Source organism: Kitasatospora griseola (assembly GCF_044999035.1).
Lineage (GTDB): Bacteria > Actinomycetota > Actinomycetes > Streptomycetales > Streptomycetaceae > Kitasatospora > Kitasatospora griseola.
This window is the reverse complement of sequence record NZ_CP173360.1, coordinates 2,094,965-2,118,824: the sequence shown is the minus strand read 5'-3', so window position 1 is coordinate 2,118,824 and position 23,860 is coordinate 2,094,965. Positions and strand designations below refer to the sequence as shown.

Sequence of the window (23,860 nt, the reverse complement as noted above, 5' to 3'; positions counted from 1 at the left end):
GGTTGCCGTAGGGCGAAAGCGCAGGGTGCCTGGATGGCGATCCTGTGGTGGCTTGCTGGACTAGCCGAGGGCCCAGGCCCCGGCTGTCGATGACGCTGCTCGTCCTGGTCCAATGGCGCGCGGCGGGGTGCCGGTGGCGTCGGCTTCCCAGGTGCGCCGGTCGAGCGGGTGGTGGGCGACGGACTCGTCCCTCACGCGAGTACGCCAAGGAGGCGACGCACTGAGAGGACTCGCACGGCCCGGTACACCGCCCCGGCCCACGGCCTGCCCGCCTCGATGAATCTGCGATCGAACCTGCCTGATCCGGCCTGCGAAGATGCTTCTCATGAGCTCGACTCCTCCCGCAGCCGCTGCGGACACCGCCCGCCTGCTGCGCCGGGGATTCGCCCTGGAATACACCACCCTGGCCTGGAACGTCCTCGGCATCGTGGTGCTCGCCATCGCGGCGATCGCCGCGAAGTCGGTCGCGCTCGCCGGCTTCGGCCTGGACTCCCTGATCGAGATCGGCGCCTCCACCGTGGTTGCTGGGAACTCTCCGGCACCAGCGAGGACCGCCAGCGCAAGGCCATGCGCATGATCGGCATCGCCTTCATCGCCCTCGCGGCCTACCTGCTCATCCAGTCCACCTGGGTCCTCGCTGCGGGTTTCCACGCGCCCCACAGCCCGACCGGCATCGCCTGGACCGCGATCACCGCCGTGGTGATGTTCACGGCAGGGCCCGCACCGGCGCGGCCCTGAACAACCCCGTTCTGAAGACCGAGGGACGCGTCACGCTCATCGACGGCCTCCTGGCCGCGGCCGTCCTGCTCGGGCTGGTGCTCAATGACGCTTTCGGCTTCTGGTGGGCCGATCCGCTCGCCGGATAGTCATCGTCTACTACGGGATCAAGGAAGCGCGAGCTGCGCTGAGTCACTGAGGCCGCCGCCTCCCCGCCGCACTGGATCGTCACCGACCTCGGGGTGCTCGACGTCACCGAAGCCGGACTCGTCCTGTTTGCCATGGCCTCCGGCGTCAGCGTCGGGCAGGTCGTGGCCGCCACCGCCGCGCCCCCGCACGTCCCCGCGAGCGCGGCGCGGCCGACCTGACGCTCCCGCCGGTCCGGTGACCCCGGACGGCTCCCGGGCCGGGCGGAACCAGCGGTCACCTCCCGCCGCTCCGCGGACGCCCGGTCACTGGGCGCATCCGGTCATCGGCATTGCCCCAGAGGCGCAGTGGCGGATGCCCGTTCGATCCGGAGGGGACGCACGGCCGGCTCCGCATCGCGCGTTCCCTCCGCGGCCGAGTGCCGGGTCGATCAGAGCTTGTACATCGTGGCGTAGGGCTGGGTGATGCGTTCGCGTCGCGATCCGAAGTCGACGAGCACCGCGATGTCGCTGTCTCCTTCGACTTCGATGGCCCGGCCGAGGCCGTACTGGTCGTGGGTGACGCGGTCGCCGACGGCGAAGTGCTTGCGCGGTGCTTCGGCCCGGGCTTTGAAGGGACTGGTGGGAAGGACGCGGCGGGCTGCAAATTTCTTCATCTCCTGCAGTATGCGCCGAAAATCGTGGCAGCGGACCTTTTCCGGCGTCTCGGTTTCGGGGCTGCGGCAAGAATGTCGCGCACGCCGCCCGCAATGATCACCGATGGTGCCGGTGGCGCGGTGAGGTTCCGGCGCGGTGGGCGGGGCGATCGATGGCCGCGCGACCCGCCCGTCCGAGGAAGCCGCCAGCGGGCTCCGAAGGTGCTGCGGGGGATGCCCAACCAGGCCGGAGATGCGGCATGTTTGCGGTTCCTCGGCGTCCTGGTCGGTGGTGCCCGGCGAGAGGCGCCGCAGAACCGGGCACGGAATTTCCGCCCGTGGCGGGCCTGGGCCTGCTAGAGTCTCTCTTAGTTGCAGTAGTGGTTCCCATGAACTTTGTGTGCGCCTGCTGATGTGTCGCAGGCGCATTTTTCTTTCCCGGATGTTTTCCGGGTGGGTGCTCATCGCGGTGACTCGAGGTGCGCGCCGTGTGCGCTTCGGAAAGCCCCTTGAAGGAGATCTATTTATGGCTAATGGCACTGTGAAGTGGTTCAACGCGGAAAAGGGCTTCGGCTTCATCGAGCAGGAGGGTGGCGGTCCTGACGTGTTCGCCCACTACTCGAACATCAACGCCAACGGCTTCCGTGAGCTGCTCGAGGGCCAGAAGGTCGAGTTCGACGTCACGCAGGGCCAGAAGGGCCCGCAGGCCGAGAACATTCGTCCGCTGTAGTTTTTCTGCCACGGCACCCGCCCAGCAGCGAGGGGCCCGCACCGCGTACATGCCCGGTGCGGGCCCCTCGGCATTGCATCACCGCGCACGACCCCGGCCGCCCAGGCCCCTGGCTCCGCCACCGGCAGCCCATCCGCACGCGAGACGCTCGGCGTCGCGTCCGGATCGGCTCCCTGCCGTGACATCCCACGGTTCGAGGCTCTGCGCTCCCGCCCTTTTCTGTGAGCGCCGACCACAGGTGACGTGCCGCACGGTTCCACCGTCCACGCCCCGCCCGTCATACTTCTCGGCCCGTTCCCCCGCGGGCTCCGTCGGCGCCTCCGCGCTGCAGAGCCGCGTCGTGACGGCCGCCCAGGAAGGTTTCCCATGAACCGCTCCAGCCGCTCCTCGTACCAGAACGCCAACTCCCGCTCCGGCTCCCGGTCGCGTGCCCGTGGCAGCTCCTTCTCCGGCGGCAGTTCCTTCTACGGCGACCGCCCCGTCGGCGGACAGTCCTCCGGCCGAAGTGGCCGTCAGACTTCATCCCTGCAGGGGGAGTTCGCGACGCCGGTGAGCACCACCCCGGCACTGCCGGCCGTCGAAGCGTTCGACGAGCTGGACATGCCGAAGGCGCTGCTGTCGGTGCTGACCCGGCAGGGCGTCACCGCGCCGTTCCCGATCCAGGCCGCCACGCTGCCGAACTCGCTGGCCGGACGTGACGTCCTCGGACGTGGACGGACGGGCTCCGGCAAGACCATCGCGTTCGGCCTCGCCGTGCTGGCCCGCACCGCCGGCCGGCGCGCGGAGCCGCGCCGTCCGCTGGCCCTCGTGCTGGTGCCCACCCGCGAGCTCGCGCAGCAGGTCACCGACGCCCTCACCCCGTTCGCCCACGCGGTGCGGCTGCGGATGGCGGCCGTGGTCGGCGGGATGTCGATCAGCCGCCAGGCCCACGTCCTGAACGAGGGGGCCGAGGTCGTGGTCGCCACCCCCGGCCGCCTCAAGGACTTGGTCCAGCGCGGTGACTGCCAGCTGGACGGGGTCGGCATCACGGTCCTCGACGAGGCCGACCAGATGGCCGACATGGGTTTCCTGCCACAGGTCACCGGACTCCTCGACCAGGTCGCCGAGGGCGGCCAGACGATGCTGTTCTCCGCCACCCTGGACCGCAACGTCGACCGCCTGGTCCGCCGCTTCCTGAAGGACCCGGTCACCCACTCCGTGGACCCGTCCGCAGGCGCGGTCAGTACGATGGAGCACCACGTGCTGCACGTGCAGAACTCCGACAAGGCCGCCACGATCGCCCACATCGCCTCCCGCGAGGGCGGCGTGATCATGTTCATCGGTTCCAAGCGCGGTGCCGACCGCCTGGTACGCGGCCTGCTCGCCAACGGGGTGAAGGCCGCGGCCCTGCACGGCGGCAAGTCCCAGCCTCAACGCACCCGTACCTTGGAGCAGTTCCGCACCGGCCAGGTCACCGCGCTGATCGCGACCAACGTCGCCGCCCGGGGCATCCACATCGACGGCCTCGACCTGGTCGTCAACCTCGACCCGCCGAGCGACCACAAGGACTACCTCCACCGCGGCGGGCGCACGGCGCGGGCCGGCGAGTCCGGCACCGTCGTGACCCTCGTTCTGCCCGAACAGCGCCGCGAGATGGCCCGCATGATGGCCACGGCCGCCATCACTCCCGTCACCACCCGGGTCAGCGCCGGCGACGAGGAACTGGCCCGCATCACCGGCGCCCGCGTGCCCACCGGCATCCCCACCACGATTGTGGTCCCTGTCGTCGAGCGCCCGAACCGCACCGCCCCCTCACGCCGCAACCGCCGCCGTCGCCCGGCCTCCGGCCACGGCACGCAGAACGCCGGCCGCCGCCAGGCAGCGCCCAACCGCGTCACCCTCGCCGCATAGCCCAGTGGGCGTGCCCCTGCTCCCCCACACCGAGAACGGGCACCCCGCACCGCGTGGCAGGAAGCGCCGCACCTCGTGGTGACCGCACACCCCGCCCACGCCGCCCCGCAGACCAGAGCACCGCCGTCACCGACGGAACCGACACAGAGGAACTGCCCATGAGTACCACCCTTGAGCGCCCGAGCACAGACCTCACCGTCGGGGAGCTCATGCAGCCTCCCGGCCTGCAGATCAGTGACGACGCCACAGCGGACACCGCGATGGACGTCCTGCTCAGCTCCGGCACCGGCCACCTGCTGGTCCGCGACGAGGACGGGCGCTGCGCCGGGCTGCTGACCCGTCTGCACCTCGCGCCGTTCCAAGCCCGCTCCTGGTACACCGAACACACCCGGGTCCGCGACATCCGCCACGACCGCGGCCCTTTCGCCACCGCCTCCATGCCCGTAGCCCTCGCGGCCACCGCGATGCGCTCGCGCGGCCTCGACGCATGGCCGGTCATCGACCACGACGGCCACGCCATCGGCCTGCTCACCGCATAGCAGCGCACGCCCGGGCTTCGCGCCCGTGGCGAGTTTCCGACTGCCCTGCGGTGAAACGGCCGTCTCCCCGGACGACAGGCGAGAAAGCGGCGAAGAGGCGGGACAGACCATGCCGAGCCGGGCAAACTCACCGGACTTCGCCGGCGAAACCCACCGGCCCCGGGCAGAAGGCGCGACCACACCCCCGGTGCAGGGCGGCAGCCTGCACCGGGGAACAACTGGCCGACGGCTGGTCAGCGGCCCCACCGGGCAGCGGGTGTACTCCGCGTCGGCCGCTGCCGGGGCCTGCTCCCAGGGCACCACCAGTCAGGGATCCCGTGGCGGTTGTTCGTTTGGCCGCCGGCTCACACAGCACCTCGAAACCCGGTCGGGGAGAGCGTCAACTGTCAGGGCCGCATCGGTGTCCCTCCGGGTGCGGTCAACCCGGAGGGCGGCGCGGTCAGCGGCGGCGGCCGCCGCCGCCGATGTGGCGGTCGTTGGCCAGCGCCGTCAGCGGGCCGTACTCACGGGCAAGCTCGTTCCACGTCAGGACCTCGCCGCAGCGGGCCGGGAACGTCTTCGGGTCGAATTCGGGCATGGTCCAGGTGCCGGCGCCCCGGTCCCGCAGCCACAGGTCCCCGTCACCGTCGACCACGGTCGGCGGGGCCGGTACGGGATCGGCCTGATCGATGGCATCCCAGGTGACCCGGCCGGGGTGGGAGGCGCGGCGCAGCTCGGTGGTGGCCAGCCGTGCGGCCAAGTCACGGGTGGACTCTTCGGTGTCCTTGACCGACGCGAGCCGGTACGCGTCGTCGAGGACGGGCAGGGCTGGATTCTGGCTGCGCTTGGAACTCATACGCTGGCTACCTCCGTAGGGGGCGCCACATCCGTTAGGGCACCCCGTGCAGGGACACGGTATCCGAGGCGGGAGCCGTGCTGGCCACGATCACCGTTCAGGTACGGGCGGCTCGCGGCTGTGGAGGGTGAGCGCGCCCGGTCGCACCGCAGGGTGCCGGCTCCCGGCCGCGCCCGCATCCGGGCAGCCGCCGCCGTGGGACGGGCACCGCGACGGCGGGCGAAGGCCAGGGGGATGGTGGTCGGGCTTTGGCGCGGGTTGTGGGCGGACGGCCTCGCTGAGCCGCGGCTGGTCGGCCGGTCACATCACCCGACCTGCCGGGTTGTCCGCGGGGCCGTCCGCGAGTGCGATGGTGGCTGTGACGCGCTTGCCCACGATCTCGCGGAGGATCTCGAAGCGCAGGCTGACGGCCAGCACGCTCTCCAGGCCGTGGCGGCCGATGCGGGCCGGGTCAGGGACCTGTGCCATGGGGACGGTGGGCTCGCTATCCCACACGCTGATCTCCCCGATACTGTCGGTGATCGTCAGCTCCAGCAGGCACCCCCCGGCGCGTACTTGCGGGCGTTGGTCACCAGCTCGGAGACGACCAGCTGAACCGTGTCCACCACCCGCCCCGAGACCGCAACCACGCGGGTGTCAACGCGCCCGGGCCAGGAAGTCCCGGGCGCTTCGGCGGGCCCACGCCAGCGGCTCACCGCCGACAAACACCGTCATCGACAGCTCCGGACGGCCCTCCAGGGACCGGCTCTCGCTCTCGCACGCCATCTGCCGCACCGCTACCTCCCTCGCAGCAGCCAGAGCTGCAGCCTGCTCGTACCCCCCGTCCGGCCCCGCACTCACACCCCGGAGAGCCGGCGGGGGCAGGAAGAGAGAGCGACGGTCCCCGGGTCAAGTGCCGGCTGCCGGCGGCTGTTGGTCCGGGTGGCCCGCGCGGAGCTGCTCGTTGATACGCAGGGCTTCTTCGAGTTGGTCTTCGAGGATGATGATGCGGCAGGCCGCGTCGATGGGGGTGCCCTGGTCGACGAGGTCGCGGGCGCGCATCGCGATGCGTAGTTGGTAGCGGGAGTAGCGGCGGTGTCCGCCTTCGGAGCGCAGCGGGGTGATGAGGCGGTGTTCGCCGAGGGCGCGCAGGAAGCCGGCGGTGGTGGCGGTCATCTCGGCGGCGCGGCCCATGGTGTAGGCGGGGTAGTCATCGTCGTCGAAGCTGCTTGCGGTGGTTGGTCGGTTGGTGGTCGTGGTCACTGCACCTCTTCGAGTGGGGTTCCAAGAACGCGTGGAGGGGCCCCGGAGCCGTACGGCACCGGGGCCCCGAAGGGAATTTCACCATCTACCGGCCCTGGGCCGGTCCTTGTGTCCGCGAATCCTCCGGGGAGGATGATCGCGGGGATCGCGTATGCGTGACCGGAAACCACCGTCCTTCGTGCTGCGAGGGGTCTGCGGTGTCCGCCCGGACGAGAGCTGCTTCATCTCACGGGCCGGGCGATCCTGATGGCGCGTGCGCCCTCCGTTCTTCCTCTGCGTCAACTGACATCCTGCGAACTGCGGGTACCGCGTACTGCCGGTTCGGCACAGGCACTGCTCGGTACTGCCGTGGTGACCGAAGAGGCTCACCGTCCGGTCCGGCGGCCGGCCCCGTCGCCCGTTGTGCTCCACTGCTCGGCTTCGGTACCCCACTGCCGGACTTCCCAGCACGCGCGCCCGCAGTCCGGCGCCTTTGCTGAGACCCTGCTTGCTTCACCTACTGGTGACTGCGGATCAACTTGACCTACCTTGCCGCGGTACCGCTCCTTGGCGGCCCCTGATCACTGCGGGCCACCTGGCACGGCCGCCAGTCCCGTCGCCATCCTGCACCTGCCCTTGGCTCCGTGACTCCGCCGCCGCACCGGTTCTTGCGTCACTGCTCCACGCCCACCTGCCCGGCGCGCACATCGGTCCCGCTGGCCCTACTCACTGCGGTACCACTCGTTGACGGCCCCTGATCACTGCGGGCCGCCCGGTCCGGTCGCCAGTCCTGTCGCCGTCCTGCACCAACCCTGGCTTCAGCACACCGCAACCGCACCGACCTGCGAACTTCTGTAAATCCCGCCAGTTCGTGTCTGGCGAGCCCTTTCGACTGCCTGGCTACGAGAGAAACACTAGTCACGCCAGACGGCAATGTCTACTCCGGCCAGGATAGATTTTTCAGTGTTCGAAGGGGAGATAGTCTTCGGCCCGCGCGCGGGTCGGAACATGCCGGTGCGACCAGGGACAACGCGCAGGAGTGTGAACGTGGAAGGAACCTGGGACACGCCGACGGCTCGTACATCCGTCCCCCATATGCGAGAGCCCCTGCTGACCGCCCTCGCCGAAGCCGTCCGCGACCACGACGAACGAACCCTGCGCCGGCTTCTTGCACGCCTGGCCGAACAGGTCACCATCGCCGACCTGCCCGCACTCCGCGACGCCCTCGACACGGCCCGCCGACACCGCAACCGGCGCCCGCGGTAGCCACGGCCCGCCTGCAGCATCCCGAATGCCGACCGGCTGGTTCATCTAGGAGGACAGCCGGTGATCAGGGCTCTCCCGGATCTGGAACCTCACCGCCAGCGACGTCGTCGACCCACAGCTACCGCCAGGCGATCACCGCCTCCGGCTCCCGCTGCCACGCCGCCCTTACCGCCGAGCGCCACCTGGCGATCCTGGCCGGCCCGGACCTCCTCGACGACGACACACCCCTCTGGAACACCCTGGACATTCACGAAGAAGAAGCCCTGCTACGAGCCGCCGGGTTGCCGGTTCCACCGGCGGTGACCTTCCCTGACTGGGCGGCCCAGGGCCTCCTCGACATCCTCCATTCCGATTCCGACGAGCAGGAGGAGCCTGCGCCGTCCGCTGCCGGTGCGGCAGGGTAGGGCCGTATCAGGTACGCGGTGGCCAAGCCGTACGCACCGCTGGCGTCTTTGGACCGGCTGGCCGGTCCCACGTCCGGCCCGGTCGTGCTGCCCCGGCACCTGGACTGGGGCCCGCCCTACACCTACAACCTCACCGATCCGGCCGATCTCGTACTCATGTACGAGCGGGTGATCCGCGAGGCCCAGTCGTCCGCCAACCTCCACGACCACCTGGACTGGGCCACGCTGCTACGGATCTGGCCGGAGCTGTTCCTGCCCAGCGAACTGCGCACACTCTGGCAGGCCCGCTTCCCCGAACTCGGCCCCGCGTGGCAGCGGCGTAGTGGACGAACGACACCTCCGCCTGATCAGGACCGGCCTGGACGCCCTGGCCGCGGAGTACGGCTACGCTCGCCGGCGGCTACGCGGTCCAGGCTCTCGCGTCGTGGACAGGGTGAGCGACGACGTCGACCTCTTCGCGTCCATCGACCGGGCGACGCAGGAGATGTCAGCAGCGGTGGCCGCGGCGGCGGCCGCGTACGAAGCCGCCGGATGCACGGTGGAGGTCGTGCAGCAGGTGCTGACCTCCACCTGGATGAACGTCACCGACCCTGCGACCGGCCCACAGAACAAGTCGAGCTGGTCGCCGAGTTCCACCACCCGCCCTTGGACTCCGAGTTCGGCCCGGTCCTGCACCGCGACGGCGTCGCGGCCGGCAAGACCGGCGCACTCTTGAGCCGCGCCGAGGTCCGCGAGCTCCAGGACGTCGGAGGGATCGGACAGCACCTCGTCGGCATCGACGCACTCCTCGCCGAAGTGCTCGACCAGGTAACCCCTGCCCTCCAACTCCGCTACCAGTCGGGCGAAGCCGAGCCGAACCGCGTCCGGGTGTGCGGCAGATACCAAGCCGGAGACCGCTTTGCGCTGCGGCCAGTAGGGGCGCGGCTCGGTGAACTGCCGGATCTCCGCAGCACGGCTGATCAGTTCGCTGAACCAGGTGCGCTGCGTCAGGACCGGCTCCTGGTCCAAGGAAGAAGAGTCCATTCGGCCCCAGGGGTCGTCGCTCCTCGGCGCTACGGCCGGCAGGTCGTCGAAGTCCAGGAAGGCGCTCGTCCCCTGGAACGCCTCGGTGAGCAGCCACCGCGCCCCTCCGGCAGTTGGTTCGGGGCGCCCCGGTAGGCTCCGGCACCGTGTTGGAGTAAGAGAACAAGCAGCTCAGGGCCCGGATACGGGAGCTTGAGCTGGAGCGGGACATCCTGCGCCGGGCGGCGAAGTATTTCGCCGGAGAGACGAACTGGTGATGAGTCGCTTCCAGTTCGTTGAGGACCATCGAGACACCTTCGGGGTGAAGCGGCTGTGCCGGGTACTGGAGGTTTCCCGGTCCGGGTTCTACCGGTGGCTGGCCGCCGCGCCGGCCCGTGAGGCCCGAGGACGGGCCGATGACGAGCTCGCCGATCGGATCCGCGCGATCCACGCCGAGACGGACGGCACCTACGGCAGCCCGCGGGTGACCGCCGAGCTGCGGCATGCCGGGCGCCGGGTCAACCGCAAGCGCGTCGAGCGCGTCATGCGCGAGCGGGGCATCGTCGGCGTGCACCTGCGTAAGAAGGTCCGCACCACAGTCCCCGAGCCCTCGGCAGTACCGGTTCCGGACCTGGTCAAGCGCGACTTCACAGCGCCGACGCCGAACACCCGCTACGTCGGGGACATCACCTACCTCCCGGTCGGTGACGGACAATTCCTCTACTTGGCAACGGTGTTGGACCTGTGCTCCAAGCGCCTGGCGGGCTGGTCGATCGCAGATCACATGCGGACCGAGCTGGTCACGGACGCGCTCAAGGCGGCGGCCGCCGCCCGGGGCGGAAGACTGGACGGCGCGGTCTTCCACAGCGACAACGGGTCCCAGTACGTGTCCAAGGAATTCGCCGACACCTGCCGCGAGTTGGGCGTCACCAGGAGCCGCGGCGCGGTCGGTACGAGCGCGGACAACGCCGCCGCCGAGGCGTTCGACGCCACGCTGAAACGGGAGACCCTCCAAGGCGCGAAGCGCCGGCCCGGAGCCCGTACCGCCCGCCTGGCGGATTTCCGCTGGATCACCCGCTACAACACCCGCAGAAGGCACTCCGCGCTGAACTACCTCAGCCCGATCGAGTTCGAACAACGATCAGCTACGCTGGCACTCGCCGCATAGCACTGGTGTCCACACCTCGGGGGGAGCCCCCGCCCACGGCAAGGCTGGGAGTCTCGTGTCTAGGAACCGGGCTCGCCCCAGTTGATGCGTTCTACTGCATGCGGCGGGAACGACGCCCGAGACCCGTCCGTCTGAGTAACGTGCACCCATCCGCGCTCGTCGATACGGATAATGCATCGACCGATTCGCCGATCGCAACGCCGGGGCTGACGTATCCGGCCCCGTGGGCCAGATGCACCGTTCCGGGTTCCGCCTCAAGGCTTGCCATGACCTGATTGTCCGAGTTCGATCCCGGGTTCATCACTGGAGCCCTGTCATGCCCGCCCGAGGGGCTTGGTGTCCACCTCCGTGCCCCGGTCGGCCCGGGGCCGGCTGTCCGTTGCGCCCGCCCTTCCAGAGGGTCGGCTTCTCCCGGACGGACGTGGAAGCGTCCCGGTGGCCCGACGAAGCGGATTCGCTGCTGTGCGCGGTGGGACAACAGCGGGTTGCTCGGTGCGCCGCTGCGCTACACGTGGAACGGGACGGTCGTGACGACGACCTTCGGCAGGGGGCGCAGTGCCCTCCGTAGCCGAGCCGCGAGTCGGTTGTGCAGCAGACGGTGGCGCCAGTGCCGCACGACGATCTCCGGGAGGATGACGGTCAGGGTGAGGTCCGGGCGCTGGTGGTGCAGCGACTCGATGTAGTTGACCAGTGGTGCGACGATCGCGCGATAGGGGGAGAGGACGATCTTCAGAGGCAGGTGGTCGCCCCACAGGTTCCAGTACTCGCGGAAGCGTTGGGCCTCGTCCGCGCTGGAGCTGATGTGGAGCGCGAGGACGGGCTGCTGGAGCGAGGCGGCGTAGGCGAGGGCGCGCATGCCGGCCTGGTCCAGTGTGGCGATCGGCACGATCGACAGCGGGTGGATCTCCTCCGGGGTCTCCTCGCTCTCCGCTTCTGCCTGGGCCTCGGACGGCGCCTCGGGCCAGGTGGCGCGTGGTGGGCCGGTCCCCGGGCCCGGCGGTGTGATGGTGTGGCTGGGGACTTCGACGGCGTGGGGGTGCAGGGCGACTGCTGCGCGGACCGTGTCGTAGTGGTGCCGGATTCGTGTCGTCACCAGGATGAACAGTCCCACCGTGAGCACGGCGAACCAGGCGCCCTCGGTGAACTTCGTGATGCCGGCGGTGATGAAGACGATCGCGGAGAGCAGGGCGCCGGTGGCGTTGAAGGCCAGGCTCTTGCGCCAGTGGCGGTCGCGCAGGCGCCACCAGTGCACGACCATGCCGGTCTGCGACAGGGTGAAGGCGAGGAAGACGCCGACGGCGTAGAGCGGGATCAGGGGGCCGGTCTTGCCGCCAAACGCCGCGTAGATCGCCGCCGCCGCGACGGAGAGCAGGATGATGCCGTTGCTGAAGGCCAGGCGGTCGCCCAGTCTCAGGAAGATCCGCGGCGCCTGGTGGTCGCGGGCCAGCAGGTACAGGACGCGGGGGAAGTCGTTGTAGGCGGTGTTGGCGGCGAGGAGCAGGATCGCGGCGGTGGCTGCCTGGGTGAAGACGTAGAGGAAGCCTGAGCCGAAGGTGCGGTGGGCGAGCTGTGACAGCACGGTCTCGTTCGCGCTGGGCACGATGCCATCGAGATGGACCAGAGCGATCGTGCCCGCGAACAGCGCGACGAGCAGGCCGACCATCCAGCCCAGAGTTGTGCGGGCGTTGCGCCACTCGGTCGGCTGGAAGACCGGCACCGCATTGGAGATCGCCTCGATGCCGGTCATCGCCGTCGAGCCGGAGGCGAAGGCCCGCAGGACCAGGAGCAGGCTGACGCTCTCGGTCGCGGTCAGCTGTGGTGTCGCCGTCGGGTGGAACCCGCGGCCGGCCGCGTCGGACAGACCCGCGGCGACGAGTACGAGGACCGCGATGACGAAGGCGTACGTCGGTGCGGCGAACAGCGCACCCGCCTGCCGCACGCCGCGCAGGTTCCCGGCGAGCAGCGCGGCGATCACGACGATGCCGATCGGCACGATGTCGGGTTGGAGCGAGGGGATCGCCGAGGTGACCGCCGCCATCCCGGAGGCGATCGAGACCGCGACGGTGAGGATGTAGTCGGTCATGAGGCCGGCAGCGGCCGCGAGCCCGGGAACGCGGCCCAGATTCGAGGTGGCGACGATGTACGAACCACCGCCGTGCGGATAGGCGCGGATCGTCTGACGGTACGACACCCCGACCGCGAGCATCAGGAACACGATCGTCACGGCGATCGGCACCGTGTACCGCAATCCGGCGGCACCGGCGAGAACGAGGACGGCCAGCATCGCCTCGGGCCCATACGCGACCGAGGAGAGCGCGTCGGCGGAGAGCACCGGCAACGCCACCAGCTTGCGCATCCGCTCGTGCGCGATCGCGGTGCTCCTCAGCGGAGCCCCGAACAGCACGTGCCGCACCCTGGAACCGACCCGGCCGGGCCGGGAAGTCCGCGTGTCCTCGCCGGTCGCCTCAGCCGCCGGCGGTCGTCCGCCAACCGTGGCCACCCGCACGAAACGACCGAAGCGGACCGGCAGGATCTCCGAAGGAGCGGGATAACGACCGAAATCCGGATCCACGGGCAGCGCCCGCCGCCACACCTGCGGATCCCCGGCAACCCGGCCCCACGCAAGCCCCACCCGGCGCAAAACCCCGAGCTGCTCCGCGTCGAGCGCCGGCAGCAGAGCGTCGGGGCTCGGCGCGCCGCCCTCCTGCACGCCGCCATTGCCGCCCCGGCTCGTACTCGACACAGCACACAGTGTTACGCACGGCGTCCCCTGTGGGGTCAAGACACACGCCGGGCCGCCAGCCTGCTCGGCACGGCGGGCGGCGCATCCCTACCTCATCCGAACGCGCGTGCAGCTCGGCCTCGTGCCTTCGGGCATCGCAGCACGCCGGCGCTGCACTCAGGCTGACGGCACCGACTCGGCGCGCCAGATCCTCACGGCCACCGGCATCACCTGCGAGCCTCCCGGCGAAGCGCCCTGACCGCTGCGCCGCTGGGTACGACCGGGAGGGCCACTGGAAGAAGCATGACGGAGACATGTCCGTCTATGTGAAACTCTCGGCCGAGGCCCGGTCGCCGGCGGAGCCGTCCAAGGGGCCGCTGGACATGCAGTACCAGGACGAACCCGGTGGCGTCACGTACGAGTACGACCTGCACCCGAGCGGAGCGCTGCGGATCCCGCGCGTCTTCGAGGACACTCCGCATGTGGTCGAGGCGCACTTCAGCCCCGTGGCGTGGCTCCAGGTCGCGGGCACCTATGTGCGAAGCGGTTCCGGTTACTGACCCGCAGACTGTCAGTGCATCCGCCGCGTACCCGTACGGTGAATGCGCGTGGGTGTCTCAGCGGTTGGGGGAGCGGCCGCCGTGCCGGAACCGGACGGCGGAGATGACGATGGCGATGATCAGTACGCCGATGCCGATGAACAGCAGGTAGAGCAGCCCGTGGGCGACCACGCCGACGATGCCGAGCACGATCGCCAGGATGATCAGGAACAGCACCAGTGCCATCTCCGGTCTCCTCCGGGCCCGGCGGGGGCCTATCGGCGTGCCAGGCGGCGTTCGCCGCCCGCGCCCTGCGCGTAGTCCAGTCCGTAGTGGGCAAAGATCGCTGCCTCGTCCTCGGCCGGGAGCACGCTGTCGGTGCCGATTGCCGGCGCCTTCTTGACCTGGCTCCTGGGCCAGACGACCTGCAGACGGCCTGGCCCGACCCGCGCGTCGGCGAGGGGGACGAAGACCAGGCGGCGGCGTGTGGGGAGCCCGACCGTGACGGTCGCGAACGAGGGCTGATCGGTCGCGGTGTCGACGTAGACGGACTCCAGCGTGCCAATCTTGTGGCGGTCGACGTCGAGCACACCGTGGCCGCGCCATTCCCGGATGTCACCTGCTTCGAACACCGGCAACCTCCGAGGTCTGTGGGCATCTCCCGTTCTCCATCGGGGGCGTGCGCGCCGCACCCGCCCGGTGCGCCGGCGCGGCGACTCGGCGCGACGATCGGGCACGCGGCGGGGTGGAAGTCGTCCGGTCGCGGGCGGTCTGCCGGGCCCCCTACGGTCGTGTTCTGACACAGGCCCGTCGTCGCAGGAGGCCAGGATGCGGTACTACCGGTGGATTCTCGAGACGCAGGATGACGACGGCCGCTGGTCCCAGCAGGACGGCGTTCCCATGCCGAACCCTCTGGAATACGACGGGCCGCCTCAGCAGGCGGCCAACCACCTGCGGGACGTGTTCGTCCGCACGCTGTCGAGCCCCGCTCCCGGACCCCGGGCGATCAGAATCCGGGCATGGGAGGGACGGCACTCCATCGGTGAGCCCCAGGCCGAAACGGAGTGGTCACGCGAGTAGCGGGATCAGTTGCAGTCATGAGGGCGGTCGCGGCTCGCCGCATCCCCGTTGCCTGCACCGGATGTCCATCCAGCGCGGGAGGGCTCCGGTCATCGACTGCGAGGCCGCCGAGAGCGGGGCTTCATGGGGCCGCGCGGTGGGACATGTCGGGGCGGCGTCCGCGCACCTGCCCGCACGATCCGGGGTACCGTCGGGCGGCAGTGCGCGGATGGCGGAAGCCAGGGGCGGGGCCGGCGGTGAACCGCATGCTGTCGTCCGCTGGTGATCGTTGTCATCCGTCGGCCCGTGGGCCTGTGGTCGGCACACCTGCGGCTGTCAGAAGGTCGGTGCGGGTACGGGTGTTGGCCGGGTCGGACGCCGCCGTCATCAGCCACTCGGCGGCAGAGGTCTCGGCCTCGGGGGGGGGAATCACCAGGAGCTCCAGGCGCAGGGGGATGAAGGAGCAGACCATCACCTCGTCCGCGCCCTGCTCCTGTTCGAACCACCCGACGTGGATGACGTGGCCTTCGACCGGGACACGCCGGGGGATGACCGGCCAGTGCGTCGGGTTCACGGTGACACGGGTGATCTTCCCCCACGTGGGGTCCAGTGCTGCCGCCAGCGGGGGCAACTCGCGCGGGAGGTCGTGCGAGCGCGGCCACCAGGCCCCGTCCAGCCGGCCCCGGGTGGCGCCCTCGGGTGTCAGGGAGATGCGGACCGGCGGTTCTGGCTCTGGTGGCTGGGCGGCGGTGGGATCGGAGGTCGCGGTCATGTCGAACACCCGCCTCGGGTTTGTTCTGGACGGCCTGCTGCCGCCACGGCACCGCAGTAATCCGCAAGCCGTGGACGGTCGTCGAACGCGGCGGAGACGGCCGTTGTGGCGTGAGAGGATTGCACTTACGAGATGCCTTGCTGATTGTGCTGATGGAGCGTAAAGAACTCACATCATCGCAGGTCACAAGGCATCTCTTCGTTCCGGTCCCCGCCCGCACCGGCGATCAGCCGGTGGATTCGGGCTCAGATCAGCCGTCTTCGATCGAGCGGATGGCGAGCTCGTAGAGCTCACCGCGCCGTCTCTCTTCCAGGTAGTCCTTCCAGTGTGCGAGTGCGTTGACGATGGTGAGGATCCCACCGTCCAGGTCGCCATCGGCCAGGATGCCGTCATCGATCGTCGCAAGCTGGCCACTGAGCTCGGCGGCGCTGATCGTCAAGACGTTCTTGCGGGCGGTGGTGAGCGCCGCCCAGGCATCCTGGGTGAGCTCGTCCTCGGCGGCATGCTGGAGCAGCTCCGGGCGTACCAGGCGGGTGACTGTTTCCTCCCCGAAGACACGAACGCTGTGCTCGCTGGCTCCGATGATCAGCTGAAGAATGTCCGCTTCGAGTTCCCTGTATTCCACGGAACCAGCCTATAAGCATCGCTATCAAGCGCTCCCGAGTGGACCGCGAGACCGGCAAAGCCACGGTGAAGACCCGCGGTCACCAGCCTGGCTGCGGCGCAGGTCACCGCCGTCCAACTCGCGAGACCGGTACGTGATCACCGGCAGGTGGAGCCCCTGCACCACGTGCGAAACGTGACCTTCACCGAGGAGGCCTCGCACGATGGCCACCTGGCGCAACCTCTCCATCGGCGCCCTACGACTCGACGGTGTCCGCAACATCGCAGCCGGCCTACGCCGCAACGCCCGCGACGCGACCCGCGCACTCAACCTCCTCGGACTCACAGGATCACGAAGCGGACATCCTGCGACTTTGCCGAGGCCCTGCTGCGGTACCTCAGTCAGGATGGATCTTGTCACCGTGGGGTGCAACGCAGGGTATCCCTTGGGTGACTTTTCTGACTAAACGTCGCGCGTGGGAATTTTTGAATAATTATTTATGTGCATGGAGGCCTCGAATTCGCGCAGTGCGGAGTATTCTGGACACTGCCGGGATAAGTCACCGGTAGGGCGATCGCGAGGAGGCGAATATGCAGATCACTGAGGCAGGATCCCTGAATCTGCGACTCGTGATCGCAAAAATGTCCGCCCTTTCGGCGGGAAGATCATAGGGTGACGGGGGCGGGGGCTCGCAGATTTGGATCCTGTTGCTTCGGCCGGCGTTACGTTTGCACAGGCCGGAAAGGCGGTTCCCGCAGTGATGCGGGGACCGCCTTTTTTGGGGCGCAGGGGTCCAAGCTCGCGACCGTGGTGCGCCGGTTCTCATGCACTCCGCGCAGTTCGCCGTCCAGGACCGCGGCCATCTCCCGTGCGGCCTCGGCGCGGGAGGCGAACCCGCCCGGCCGGCGGCCTCGGCGCCGTCCCTCGTCGGGGGCGAGGTCGACGCAGTACGTCCACTTCCCGTGCTTCACGTCCGCGGCCAGCTGCGGACACCACGGCCCGAGCTGCTTGCCGTTGCTGTCCGAGCAGCCGCATCGCCGGTAGACCCTGCCCCGCTGGGGACGTTGTCCCATGGACCCCTCCTCGCACTCGGTGCTCTCTGGCGCCAAGGTTCGCCACCTCGTTCGGCGTGTCGGTAGAGCGTGCGAAACAGGGCGCGAAGCGAGCCCTGGTTGGCCGGCGGCGACATGCGCAGGACGAAACGCCGATCGGAAGAGCACGGCGAGTGGTCGGCGGGTAGGCGGTTCTGATCCGCTCCCGGATGCCCCGCTGCAGGCGACGCTGCAGGCCGTTGTCTCGGGTGGCGTCAGCGGGATGCCACAGGTGGTGGCTGGAGTGCTGTTGCTCGGCGTGTCCGTGGTCGTTGCTGGGCGTTGGGACCATTTTGGGACCAGCTGTTTTGGCTGCCGGTGGACGCATGTGGACGGAGTTGGACATCTCTGGCCGAGGTGACACCTGGGCCTCCGTCAGGACGCGCGAACCGCGCGAGTCAATCGCTTGGGGGTCAACTTCGCCTTGCGTGAAGGGAGTTGGCCGCCTGATCGGGACCCGTCGAGCAGGCGGCCAACCGGCAAGGTATTAGACTCGCGGGCAAGGGGGACCTGGCGTGCAATCACTGGCATCTCACGACCCGACGCACATCGGACCGTTCCGCACGGCCGGGGTGCTCGGACAGGGCGGTATGGGGCAGGTGCTGCTCGGGGTGGCGCCGGACGGGCGGCTCGTCGCCATCAAGCGGGTGCACGCCGACCTCGCGGAGGACCCCGGGTTCCGCTCCCGCTTCCGGCGGGAGGTGGACGCATCCCGCCGGGTCTCCGGGGCGTACGCCGCACCGGTCATCGCCGCCGACCCTGATGCGCCCACCCCTTGGCTCGCCTCGCTCTTCCTCGCCGGGCCGACCCTCGCCGAGGCGCTGGAGGCGGGCGGGGCGCTGCCCGAGCAGACGGTGCGCCTGCTCGCTGCCGGGCTCGCGCAGGCGCTGGCGGAGGTGCACCGGGTCGGGCTCGTGCACCGGGACCTCAAGCCGTCGAACGTCCTGCTGACGGCCGACGGCGTCCGGGTGGTGGACTTCGGGATCGCCCGCGCCGCCGACCACGAGACGGTGCTCACCCGCACGGGAGCGGTGATCGGCTCGCCCGCGTTCATGTCGCCCGAGCAGGTGCGCGGCGAGCAGCCGGGGCCGGCGAGCGACGTCTTCTCGCTCGGCGTCACACTCGTCACAGCTGCCACCGGCCGTAGCCCGTACGCCGGTGACTCGCCGCTCGCCATCATGCACGCCGTCGCGCACGGCGTGCCCGACCTCGCCGCGGTACCGGCCGGGCTGCGCCGGATCGTCGACCCGTGCCTGGCGAACGAGCCGGCCGATCGGCCGACGTCCGGTCAGCTCCTGGAGCTGGTGGGCCCGCTGGCCCCGACCGCACGCCCGTGGCCGGCGAGCGTGTACGCGCAGATCGAAGAGAAGAGAAGCACCGCGGCCCGGCTGGCGCAGGCCGCGCCCCCGGTCGCCCCTGCTCCGGCGGTGACTGCCTCCGTGGCCGCCGCCCCCACCATGACCGCCCCTGCTCCGGCGGTGACCGCCTCCGTGGCCACCGCCCCCACCATGACCGCCCCCGTCGCGCCGCCCCCCGCCCCACGCCGTCGCCCCCGCTGGCTCGTCCCCGTCATCGCGTCCTGCGTGGTGCTCGCCGCAGTGGCGGCCCTGGTGCTGACAGTCGACCCGGACAAGGTGTACCAGGCGGTGGCTCCCGAGCCCGTGCCGACGCCCGGCAGCACCCCGCTCGCCGAGGTCGCCGACAAGTACACCAAGACCCTCCCCACCTGCGCGCAGGCCGACCGCAGCATCAAGGCTCCGGCCGACTTCGGCATGCCCGGCGGCAACAGCGACGGCGTGGGCCAGGAGCCCGGCCCGGGCGGGCAGCAGCATCCGGCGAACTCCTGCTTCTGGAACAGCCGCTCGGGCGACGAGGTCGAGGTCGACTGGAACCTCTTCCTCTCCCGACCGGGGGGCCTCACCGGTGCCCAACTCGCGAAGCAGCATTACGAGGGCATGTACCTCGGCGCCAAGACCCCGCGCGACCCGAACCTCGGTGTCGGCGAGGAGGGCATGTGGTACGCCACCCCCGATCACGCCAACTGCGAGCTGTACGTCCGGGACGTCAACGTGGAGATGTTCATCATGGTCAAGGGCGTCCACTACCCGAGGGGGGCGGTCTGCCAGAACCTCGCCAAGGACATGGCCCGCCAGGGCCTGGCGGCGGTGGCGGCCCTGTGAGCGGAGAGAACCAACTGCCCCGGCAGGCCGGACCGTACGTGCTGCTCGCCGAACTGGGCCGGGGCGGCATGGGCCGGGTGCTGCTCGGAGTCACACCGGACGGGCGCCCGGCAGCGGTGAAGCTGGTGCACGCCCGGCACGCGGCCGAGCCCGACTTCCGGGCCCGCTTCCGGCGCGAGGTGGCCGCATCCCGCCGGGTCTCCGGGGCGTACACGGCGGCCGTACTGGACGCCGACCCGGATGCCGAACAGCCTTGGCTGGCCTCCGTGTTCGTGGCCGGCCCGTCACTCGCCGCAGCCGTCGGGAAGGCCGGCGCACTGCCGGGACCGGCACTGCACCGGCTGGCGGTCGGCCTGGCAACGGCCCTGACGGAGATCCACCAGGCCGGACTGGTCCACCGCGACCTCAAGCCCGAAAACGTGCTGCTCGCCGAGGACGGGGCCCGGGTCATCGACTTCGGCATCGCGCGCGCGGCGGAGGGGCGGGAGACCACCGAGCTCACCGGCACCGGCTGGGTGATCGGTTCTCCGCAGTTCATGTCGCCGGAGCAGGCGGACGGCCGGGAGCTGACCGCGGCGAGCGACGTCTTCTCGCTCGGCTCGGTGCTGGTGCTGGCGGCGACCGGCCACAGCCCGTTCGCCGGCCCGTCCGTCCTGCAGACGCTCTACAACGTCGTGCACGCCGAACCCGACCTGACCGCCCTGCCGGCGGCCCTGCACGGGATCGTCGCGCGCTGCCTGGCCAAGCAGCCGGCCGACCGCCCCACGCCGGCCGAACTACTGGCCCTGCTTGGGCCGGTGCCCCCATCGACCGAGCCGTGGCCACCCGCCGTGCAGCTCATGGTGGGGGCGCAGCGGGCCCGCGCCGAGCAACTGCTGAGCGGCGGGGCCGAGTACCCGGCGCCGCCCACCGCGGCCGCCCCGCCGACCGCCCTGCACACTGTGCCCGACCTCCCTACCCCACCGCCTCTTCCCCGCCCCCCACTGCAGCTCATGGTGGGGGCGCAGCGGGCCCGCGCCGAGCAGCTGCTGAGCGGCGGGGCCGAGTACCCGGCGCCGCCCACCGCGGCCGCCCCGCCGACCGCCCTGCGCACTGTGCCCGACCTCCCCGCCCCACTGCCCCGTCCTCGCGCGCCACGCCAGATCAGGTGGTGGGTCGTGGGCGGGCTGTTCGCGGCCGGACTCGGCATCGGCGGCTACCTGATGCTCAGTCAGAAAGGCGGCGGCAGTGAACCGCCCGACGCCTACTACACGATGCCGACCTGCGCGCAGATGGCGCCCGTTGTTCCGATGAAGGATCAGTTGCAGGCGGACAAGGGGTCGGATACGAACATCGGGAACCACGCCAAGACCGAGTGTCACTGGTTCCCCACGGCCCCCCTCAGCCAGGGCGATCCGGTCCCGGCCGAGAGCGGCATCGTCTCCTGGGAGATGTTCCGTTCGACCCGCGCCCAGAACGGCACCCGGGCTGCCGAACAGGACTTTGCCGGGACGGGCAACCGGCCCGAGACCGGCCTGGGCTTCGGCGACCAGGCCGACTGGCTCGACGCCACCACCACCGGCCCCAAATGCCAGCTCAACGTGCGCGCCGGCAACCTGGTGATCCGGGTGTACTTGAAGCGCGACACCTACCCCGACTGCGAGGCGTCGGCCCGGGACGTCGCGAGGGCGACCCTGGCGGCCATCCCGGCGGGAGTGTGAACCGCTCCCGTGTCACCCCTCAATCTCGTTGATCCCTGCCAGCAGCGCACCGCGGTGTCCCAGCATGTCGACCCGGTGTGGCAACGGATCACCAGCCGAAGTGCTTTATCCACTGGTCCGCCGGCCGGCGGCTGAGGTCGCCGCCTGGGCGTTGCCCGATGGCCTCTGCGTGTACATGCGCGCCTGCCGGCATCGCGACTCGCGCGGACTTGTGGGGGACCGTGCACGGGGAGAACGGAGCGAGATCCATGAGCGTACCTACTGAGATCTCACAGTTTCGCCTGGGCCGAGAACGAGCATGACCCGCACCGAGGGGCTGCGCAGCACGACCTATCGGTCGCAGTGGCACCTGTTCCCGCTCGGCGCGAGCCGACGCCCGGAAACGGGGTTCGTGGTTCTCGACGTAGTGTGCGGAGACTGCCGCGTCCCCATCAGGATCGTGCTGGAATCCGAGCCGACCGCAGCGCAGAAGCAGCGGACCCGCAGCACGCTCGGCTGGCTCCTGCTCGTGGCGGGGATCGGCCTTGTTGTCATCGCTTGTCTCATCGGCGGCAGCGGCGCGGGTGCCGGCTTGGCAGGCGTGACCGGCTTGTTGGCCGTGGCCACCAGCTTCGGCGTACGCAACGGGGCAAAGACCTATTCGGGCGTCCGCGTGGACCGCGACCAGCCCACCACCACGAACACCCCGCACCGGATCTTCGTCCGCTGACGCCGCCGAACGATGGCAGGGTCTGCTCTACGCCGCCCGGGTGTCCGCGCTGGAGGTGCGCACCGTCATGGAGGTCAACCGAGGGCCGACTGGCGCGTTCCGGCGACTCACACCAACTGCTCGACGGTCGTGTCGAGTTGTGAGTAAGCAAGGTAGTAGGCGATCTCGTCGGGCTTGGTCAGGCTGCGGCGGGCCAGTGCCCACCGCCGGCGGACCTGGGTCTCGTCCTGGTGGTCGTACTCGGCCACGGCGGGCAGCCGGGACGGCCGCCCAGTGGTAGACGTGCGGGCCCTTGGCGTCGTTGCCGCACGAGATCCGTTCCCAAGCCTCGGCCGGGGCCTGGGCGAACAGCCGGTCGATGCGTGGACAGCCTACGCCGAACCGGGATTTGGGCACTGCCAGGACATGGCCGACGCCGGACTGTTCGAGCAGGCGCCGGACGCGGCCCTCCTGCCCGTAGGCCGAGTCCGCGGTGACCCAGGCGATGGGCAGCTCGGAGGCAAGCGCACGCAGCACCATGGCCTTGGCCAGGTCGCCCTTGACGTGGAAGTCCCGTTCATCGGGGATCTTCGCCGCGCGGCAGCGGTCCCGGTCCGCGGCCCAGGACTTGAGCAGGTAGAGCTCCCGGCCGACCAGGGCCCGGCCACGGGCGCCGGTCCGCCCGCGACGAGGAGGGCTACGGCAGCTTCGACGATCGCCTGCCGCGTCGCGGCCGCCCGTCCGTCGTCCGGGAGGACTCTTTCGCTGCCGCGGGGGGCGACTTCACACTCGCCCGGTATTGGAACCACCCCCACCATTGGCATGGCTTCCAGTAGCGTCCGTGACGGGGAGTCGCGTTGTTGTCCGGGCGCCAGGCTGCCACAACTGCCTTACGACAGAGGGGCGTTGGGGCGAGCGGCGAAGCGGTCGAGGACAAGTCGAGAGCCGCCGGGAATCTGACCCGTTGCGCCTGGTCGCGCTGAACGCCTGAGATCGGTACCCCGACTCGCGGCACTCGCGAATGCCCGGCGATGCGCACCCACCTTGGAGATCCTGTGACCGATCAGGGAAGTACGGGGAAGTCGGCCGAGCCGGGTCCGGTGCGCGGTGCGGCGGTGGCCGCGGTGTGCGTGATGGTGGCCGGGGCTCTCACCACCGCGTCGGGGACGTGGTTCTCGCCGCAGTGGAAAGCCGGTTGGCTGATCACGGGCCTCGGCCTCGTCGCGGTGGCCGTGGCGTGGCCCCGGCGCATCCGCGAGGTGCCGGCCGGCGAGGTGAAGAGGCGGGCGACCGCCGTCCTCGCCTTCGTCTGGGTCCTGGTGCTGTGCGTCGCGGCGGTGGCTTCGCGCTGACCGTCAGCGTCTGGTTCCACGGCCGTGACCTCGACGACACCGCGACGCTTCGGGTCCAGGCCTTGACGGTGGAGTGTGAGGACTCCGGTGAGCACGGGCAGAAGTGCCACTACTCCTACGTCGTGAACGGGCGGGAGTACCTCGGCGCGGGCAACTTCGGGGGTCTCTTCCCGTGACGTTGCGGGTCGACCCGTCCCACCCGGGAGACCTGGGAAGGGCGGACCAGGACTACAGGCTCCTGCGGGTCGGCATCGTGCTCTCCGCGCTGACGGCCGCGGGGGCGGCGTGGGGGCTGGTGGACGGGACCTCGCTCGGCTTGGTCGCGACGGTGACGCACCTGAGCCGGAGCAGGACACGCCGGAGGTACGGAGCGTGGCCGAAGCGGAAGGGTTCGGTTCGTTCGTCGCCAGGAAGAAGATGCCGGGCAGTGCCGTCTTCGTCGGCGGGTGCATGGGCGCGGTCCTGCTCATCGTCTTCGGGGTCGCCCTGGTGGCGGCCACGGGCTTCGGGTCGGCCCCGAGCCTGGTGGGAGTCGTCCTTCTTGTCGCGGCGGTGGCCGTCGTGGTGCTCACGGCCCGACGCGACAGACGCGGCACCGCC

26 protein-coding genes and 2 pseudogenes are annotated in these 23,860 nt (G+C 70.3%); 15 read left to right on the top strand and 13 right to left on the bottom strand.

Annotation, left to right across the window (positions count from 1 at the left end; all coding sequences use genetic code 11):
• Positions 1 to 325 precede the first annotated feature (325 nt).
• From ACI1MP_RS09620 to ACI1MP_RS09610, 3 genes are all read left to right on the top strand, one after another.
• On the top strand, positions 326 to 577 hold the full coding sequence (locus tag ACI1MP_RS09620) for a hypothetical protein (RefSeq protein WP_229848667.1): 252 nt from the start codon (positions 326 to 328) through the stop codon (positions 575 to 577).
• Positions 574 to 738, top strand: coding sequence for a hypothetical protein (locus ACI1MP_RS09615; protein ID WP_229848665.1), 165 nt, complete (start codon positions 574 to 576; stop codon positions 736 to 738). Before ACI1MP_RS09620 ends, ACI1MP_RS09615 begins: the two co-directional genes overlap by 4 nt.
• Positions 739 to 959: 221 nt before the next feature.
• The gene (locus ACI1MP_RS09610; protein WP_268250305.1) at positions 960 to 1,085 is read left to right on the top strand and encodes a hypothetical protein; all 126 of its coding nucleotides are present in this window, start codon (positions 960 to 962) and stop codon (positions 1,083 to 1,085) included.
• 209 nt (positions 1,086 to 1,294) lie between these two features.
• Here ACI1MP_RS09610 and ACI1MP_RS09605 read toward each other — a convergent pair whose 3' ends face one another.
• Positions 1,295 to 1,519: a hypothetical protein gene (locus tag ACI1MP_RS09605; protein WP_043910292.1), complete on the bottom strand. Its 225-nt coding sequence runs from the start codon at positions 1,517 to 1,519 to the stop codon at positions 1,295 to 1,297.
• 505 nt (positions 1,520 to 2,024) lie between these two features.
• On the opposite strand from ACI1MP_RS09605, the gene ACI1MP_RS09600 reads away from it, so the two are divergent.
• From ACI1MP_RS09600 to ACI1MP_RS09590, 3 genes are all read left to right on the top strand, one after another.
• Positions 2,025 to 2,228, top strand: a complete 204-nt coding sequence (locus ACI1MP_RS09600; protein ID WP_030918248.1) for a cold-shock protein — start codon at positions 2,025 to 2,027, stop codon at positions 2,226 to 2,228.
• Between the two features lie 366 nt (positions 2,229 to 2,594).
• Positions 2,595 to 4,118 (top strand): DEAD/DEAH box helicase, encoded by a 1,524-nt coding sequence (locus ACI1MP_RS09595; protein WP_404868344.1) that lies wholly within the window; start codon positions 2,595 to 2,597, stop codon positions 4,116 to 4,118.
• 158 nt (positions 4,119 to 4,276) lie between these two features.
• Positions 4,277 to 4,657 carry an HPP family protein gene (locus ACI1MP_RS09590; RefSeq protein ID WP_043910290.1) on the top strand — a complete coding sequence of 127 codons (381 nt, stop codon included), beginning with the start codon at positions 4,277 to 4,279 and terminating at the stop codon, positions 4,655 to 4,657.
• 439 nt (positions 4,658 to 5,096) lie between these two features.
• Here the strand turns inward: ACI1MP_RS09590 and ACI1MP_RS09585 are convergent, their stop codons facing one another.
• The 4 genes from ACI1MP_RS09585 to ACI1MP_RS09570 form a co-directional block, all read right to left on the bottom strand.
• Positions 5,097 to 5,492, bottom strand: coding sequence for a hypothetical protein (locus ACI1MP_RS09585; RefSeq protein ID WP_043910289.1), 396 nt, complete (start codon positions 5,490 to 5,492; stop codon positions 5,097 to 5,099).
• A 300-nt stretch (positions 5,493 to 5,792) separates the two neighbouring features.
• Entirely contained in the window at positions 5,793 to 5,960 is a 168-nt protein-coding gene (locus tag ACI1MP_RS09580) for a hypothetical protein (protein WP_404868343.1), read from the bottom strand.
• Between the two features lie 168 nt (positions 5,961 to 6,128).
• Positions 6,129 to 6,266 carry a hypothetical protein gene (locus tag ACI1MP_RS09575; protein ID WP_229848661.1) on the bottom strand — a complete coding sequence of 46 codons (138 nt, stop codon included), beginning with the start codon at positions 6,264 to 6,266 and terminating at the stop codon, positions 6,129 to 6,131.
• 114 nt (positions 6,267 to 6,380) lie between these two features.
• Positions 6,381 to 6,665 (bottom strand): MerR family transcriptional regulator, encoded by a 285-nt coding sequence (locus ACI1MP_RS09570; RefSeq protein ID WP_229848671.1) that lies wholly within the window; start codon positions 6,663 to 6,665, stop codon positions 6,381 to 6,383.
• 1,143 nt (positions 6,666 to 7,808) lie between these two features.
• On the opposite strand from ACI1MP_RS09570, the gene ACI1MP_RS09565 reads away from it, so the two are divergent.
• Positions 7,809 to 7,979 carry a hypothetical protein gene (locus ACI1MP_RS09565; RefSeq protein ID WP_161801025.1) on the top strand — a complete coding sequence of 57 codons (171 nt, stop codon included), beginning with the start codon at positions 7,809 to 7,811 and terminating at the stop codon, positions 7,977 to 7,979.
• Between the two features lie 788 nt (positions 7,980 to 8,767).
• On the opposite strand, the gene ACI1MP_RS09560 is transcribed toward ACI1MP_RS09565, so the two are convergent.
• A complete protein-coding gene (locus ACI1MP_RS09560; protein ID WP_404868342.1) occupies positions 8,768 to 9,391 on the bottom strand; it encodes a hypothetical protein in 624 nt (207 codons plus the stop codon).
• 152 nt (positions 9,392 to 9,543) lie between these two features.
• Between ACI1MP_RS09560 and ACI1MP_RS09555 the strand changes: the two are divergent.
• Positions 9,544 to 10,553: pseudogene (locus ACI1MP_RS09555) on the top strand (IS3 family transposase); the annotation flags it as partial.
• Between the two features lie 505 nt (positions 10,554 to 11,058).
• Here the strand turns inward: ACI1MP_RS09555 and ACI1MP_RS09550 are convergent.
• Complete coding sequence (locus ACI1MP_RS09550) at positions 11,059 to 12,909, bottom strand: APC family permease (protein WP_404870784.1); 1,851 nt, start codon at positions 12,907 to 12,909, stop codon at positions 11,059 to 11,061.
• A 680-nt stretch (positions 12,910 to 13,589) separates the two neighbouring features.
• Between ACI1MP_RS09550 and ACI1MP_RS09545 the strand changes: the two genes are divergently transcribed.
• Positions 13,590 to 13,835 (top strand): hypothetical protein, encoded by a 246-nt coding sequence (locus ACI1MP_RS09545; protein WP_404868341.1) that lies wholly within the window; start codon positions 13,590 to 13,592, stop codon positions 13,833 to 13,835.
• Between the two features lie 57 nt (positions 13,836 to 13,892).
• On the opposite strand, the gene ACI1MP_RS09540 is transcribed toward ACI1MP_RS09545, so the two are convergent.
• Positions 13,893 to 14,060 (bottom strand): hypothetical protein, encoded by a 168-nt coding sequence (locus ACI1MP_RS09540; RefSeq protein WP_189278547.1) that lies wholly within the window; start codon positions 14,058 to 14,060, stop codon positions 13,893 to 13,895.
• 29 nt (positions 14,061 to 14,089) lie between these two features.
• Positions 14,090 to 14,446 carry a PRC-barrel domain-containing protein gene (locus ACI1MP_RS09535; RefSeq protein ID WP_404868340.1) on the bottom strand — a complete coding sequence of 119 codons (357 nt, stop codon included), beginning with the start codon at positions 14,444 to 14,446 and terminating at the stop codon, positions 14,090 to 14,092.
• Between the two features lie 196 nt (positions 14,447 to 14,642).
• On the opposite strand from ACI1MP_RS09535, the gene ACI1MP_RS09530 reads away from it, so the two are divergent.
• A complete protein-coding gene (locus ACI1MP_RS09530; RefSeq protein ID WP_380338923.1) occupies positions 14,643 to 14,894 on the top strand; it encodes a hypothetical protein in 252 nt (83 codons plus the stop codon).
• A 271-nt stretch (positions 14,895 to 15,165) separates the two neighbouring features.
• Here the strand turns inward: ACI1MP_RS09530 and ACI1MP_RS09525 are convergent, their stop codons facing one another.
• Positions 15,166 to 15,645 (bottom strand): DUF5994 family protein, encoded by a 480-nt coding sequence (locus ACI1MP_RS09525; RefSeq protein ID WP_404868339.1) that lies wholly within the window; start codon positions 15,643 to 15,645, stop codon positions 15,166 to 15,168.
• A 250-nt stretch (positions 15,646 to 15,895) separates the two neighbouring features.
• Positions 15,896 to 16,270, bottom strand: coding sequence for a hypothetical protein (locus ACI1MP_RS09520; RefSeq protein WP_404868338.1), 375 nt, complete (start codon positions 16,268 to 16,270; stop codon positions 15,896 to 15,898).
• A 1,585-nt stretch (positions 16,271 to 17,855) separates the two neighbouring features.
• Here ACI1MP_RS09520 and ACI1MP_RS09515 point away from each other — a divergent pair.
• The 3 genes from ACI1MP_RS09515 (at position 17,856) to ACI1MP_RS09505 (ending at position 21,929) form a co-directional block, all read left to right on the top strand.
• Complete coding sequence (locus ACI1MP_RS09515; protein WP_404868337.1) at positions 17,856 to 19,520, top strand: serine/threonine-protein kinase; 1,665 nt, start codon at positions 17,856 to 17,858, stop codon at positions 19,518 to 19,520.
• Positions 19,517 to 21,220 carry a serine/threonine-protein kinase gene (locus tag ACI1MP_RS09510; RefSeq protein WP_404868336.1) on the top strand — a complete coding sequence of 568 codons (1,704 nt, stop codon included), beginning with the start codon at positions 19,517 to 19,519 and terminating at the stop codon, positions 21,218 to 21,220. Before ACI1MP_RS09515 ends, ACI1MP_RS09510 begins: the two co-directional genes overlap by 4 nt.
• Before the next feature lie 298 nt (positions 21,221 to 21,518).
• Entirely contained in the window at positions 21,519 to 21,929 is a 411-nt protein-coding gene (locus ACI1MP_RS09505; RefSeq protein WP_404868335.1) for a hypothetical protein, read from the top strand.
• Positions 21,930 to 22,036: 107 nt separating this feature from the next.
• Here ACI1MP_RS09505 and ACI1MP_RS09500 read toward each other — a convergent pair whose 3' ends face one another.
• A complete protein-coding gene (locus ACI1MP_RS09500; protein WP_404868334.1) occupies positions 22,037 to 22,177 on the bottom strand; it encodes a hypothetical protein in 141 nt (46 codons plus the stop codon).
• Positions 22,178 to 22,370: 193 nt separating this feature from the next.
• A pseudogene (locus ACI1MP_RS09495) lies at positions 22,371 to 22,544 on the bottom strand (transposase); the annotation flags it as partial.
• A 419-nt stretch (positions 22,545 to 22,963) separates the two neighbouring features.
• Here ACI1MP_RS09495 and ACI1MP_RS09490 point away from each other — a divergent pair.
• Entirely contained in the window at positions 22,964 to 23,260 is a 297-nt protein-coding gene (locus ACI1MP_RS09490; protein ID WP_404868333.1) for a hypothetical protein, read from the top strand.
• A complete protein-coding gene (locus ACI1MP_RS09485; RefSeq protein WP_404868332.1) occupies positions 23,233 to 23,436 on the top strand; it encodes a hypothetical protein in 204 nt (67 codons plus the stop codon). Before ACI1MP_RS09490 ends, ACI1MP_RS09485 begins: the two co-directional genes overlap by 28 nt.
• The last annotated feature ends 424 nt before the right edge of the window (positions 23,437 to 23,860 follow it).

Excerpts from the sequence above, each read along its gene's own strand:
- ACI1MP_RS09620 (WP_229848667.1), top strand. The coding sequence starts at position 326 with ATGAGCTCGACTCCTCCCGCAGCCGCTGCGGACACCGCCCGCCTGCTG.
- ACI1MP_RS09615 (WP_229848665.1), top strand. The coding sequence starts at position 574 with ATGATCGGCATCGCCTTCATCGCCCTCGCGGCCTACCTGCTCATCCAG.
- ACI1MP_RS09605 (WP_043910292.1), bottom strand. The coding sequence starts at position 1,519 with ATGAAGAAATTTGCAGCCCGCCGCGTCCTTCCCACCAGTCCCTTCAAA.
- ACI1MP_RS09600 (WP_030918248.1), top strand. The coding sequence starts at position 2,025 with ATGGCTAATGGCACTGTGAAGTGGTTCAACGCGGAAAAGGGCTTCGGC.
- ACI1MP_RS09595 (WP_404868344.1), top strand. The coding sequence starts at position 2,595 with ATGAACCGCTCCAGCCGCTCCTCGTACCAGAACGCCAACTCCCGCTCC.
- ACI1MP_RS09590 (WP_043910290.1), top strand. The coding sequence starts at position 4,277 with ATGAGTACCACCCTTGAGCGCCCGAGCACAGACCTCACCGTCGGGGAG.
- ACI1MP_RS09585 (WP_043910289.1), bottom strand. The coding sequence starts at position 5,492 with ATGAGTTCCAAGCGCAGCCAGAATCCAGCCCTGCCCGTCCTCGACGAC.
- ACI1MP_RS09580 (WP_404868343.1), bottom strand. The coding sequence starts at position 5,960 with ATGGCACAGGTCCCTGACCCGGCCCGCATCGGCCGCCACGGCCTGGAG.
- ACI1MP_RS09570 (WP_229848671.1), bottom strand. The coding sequence starts at position 6,665 with ATGGGCCGCGCCGCCGAGATGACCGCCACCACCGCCGGCTTCCTGCGC.
- ACI1MP_RS09565 (WP_161801025.1), top strand. The coding sequence starts at position 7,809 with ATGCGAGAGCCCCTGCTGACCGCCCTCGCCGAAGCCGTCCGCGACCAC.
- ACI1MP_RS09550 (WP_404870784.1), bottom strand. The coding sequence starts at position 12,909 with ATGCGCAAGCTGGTGGCGTTGCCGGTGCTCTCCGCCGACGCGCTCTCC.
- ACI1MP_RS09545 (WP_404868341.1), top strand. The coding sequence starts at position 13,590 with ATGTCCGTCTATGTGAAACTCTCGGCCGAGGCCCGGTCGCCGGCGGAG.
- ACI1MP_RS09540 (WP_189278547.1), bottom strand. The coding sequence starts at position 14,060 with ATGGCACTGGTGCTGTTCCTGATCATCCTGGCGATCGTGCTCGGCATC.
- ACI1MP_RS09530 (WP_380338923.1), top strand. The coding sequence starts at position 14,643 with ATGCGGTACTACCGGTGGATTCTCGAGACGCAGGATGACGACGGCCGC.
- ACI1MP_RS09525 (WP_404868339.1), bottom strand. The coding sequence starts at position 15,645 with ATGACCGCGACCTCCGATCCCACCGCCGCCCAGCCACCAGAGCCAGAA.
- ACI1MP_RS09505 (WP_404868335.1), top strand. The coding sequence starts at position 21,519 with ATGACCCGCACCGAGGGGCTGCGCAGCACGACCTATCGGTCGCAGTGG.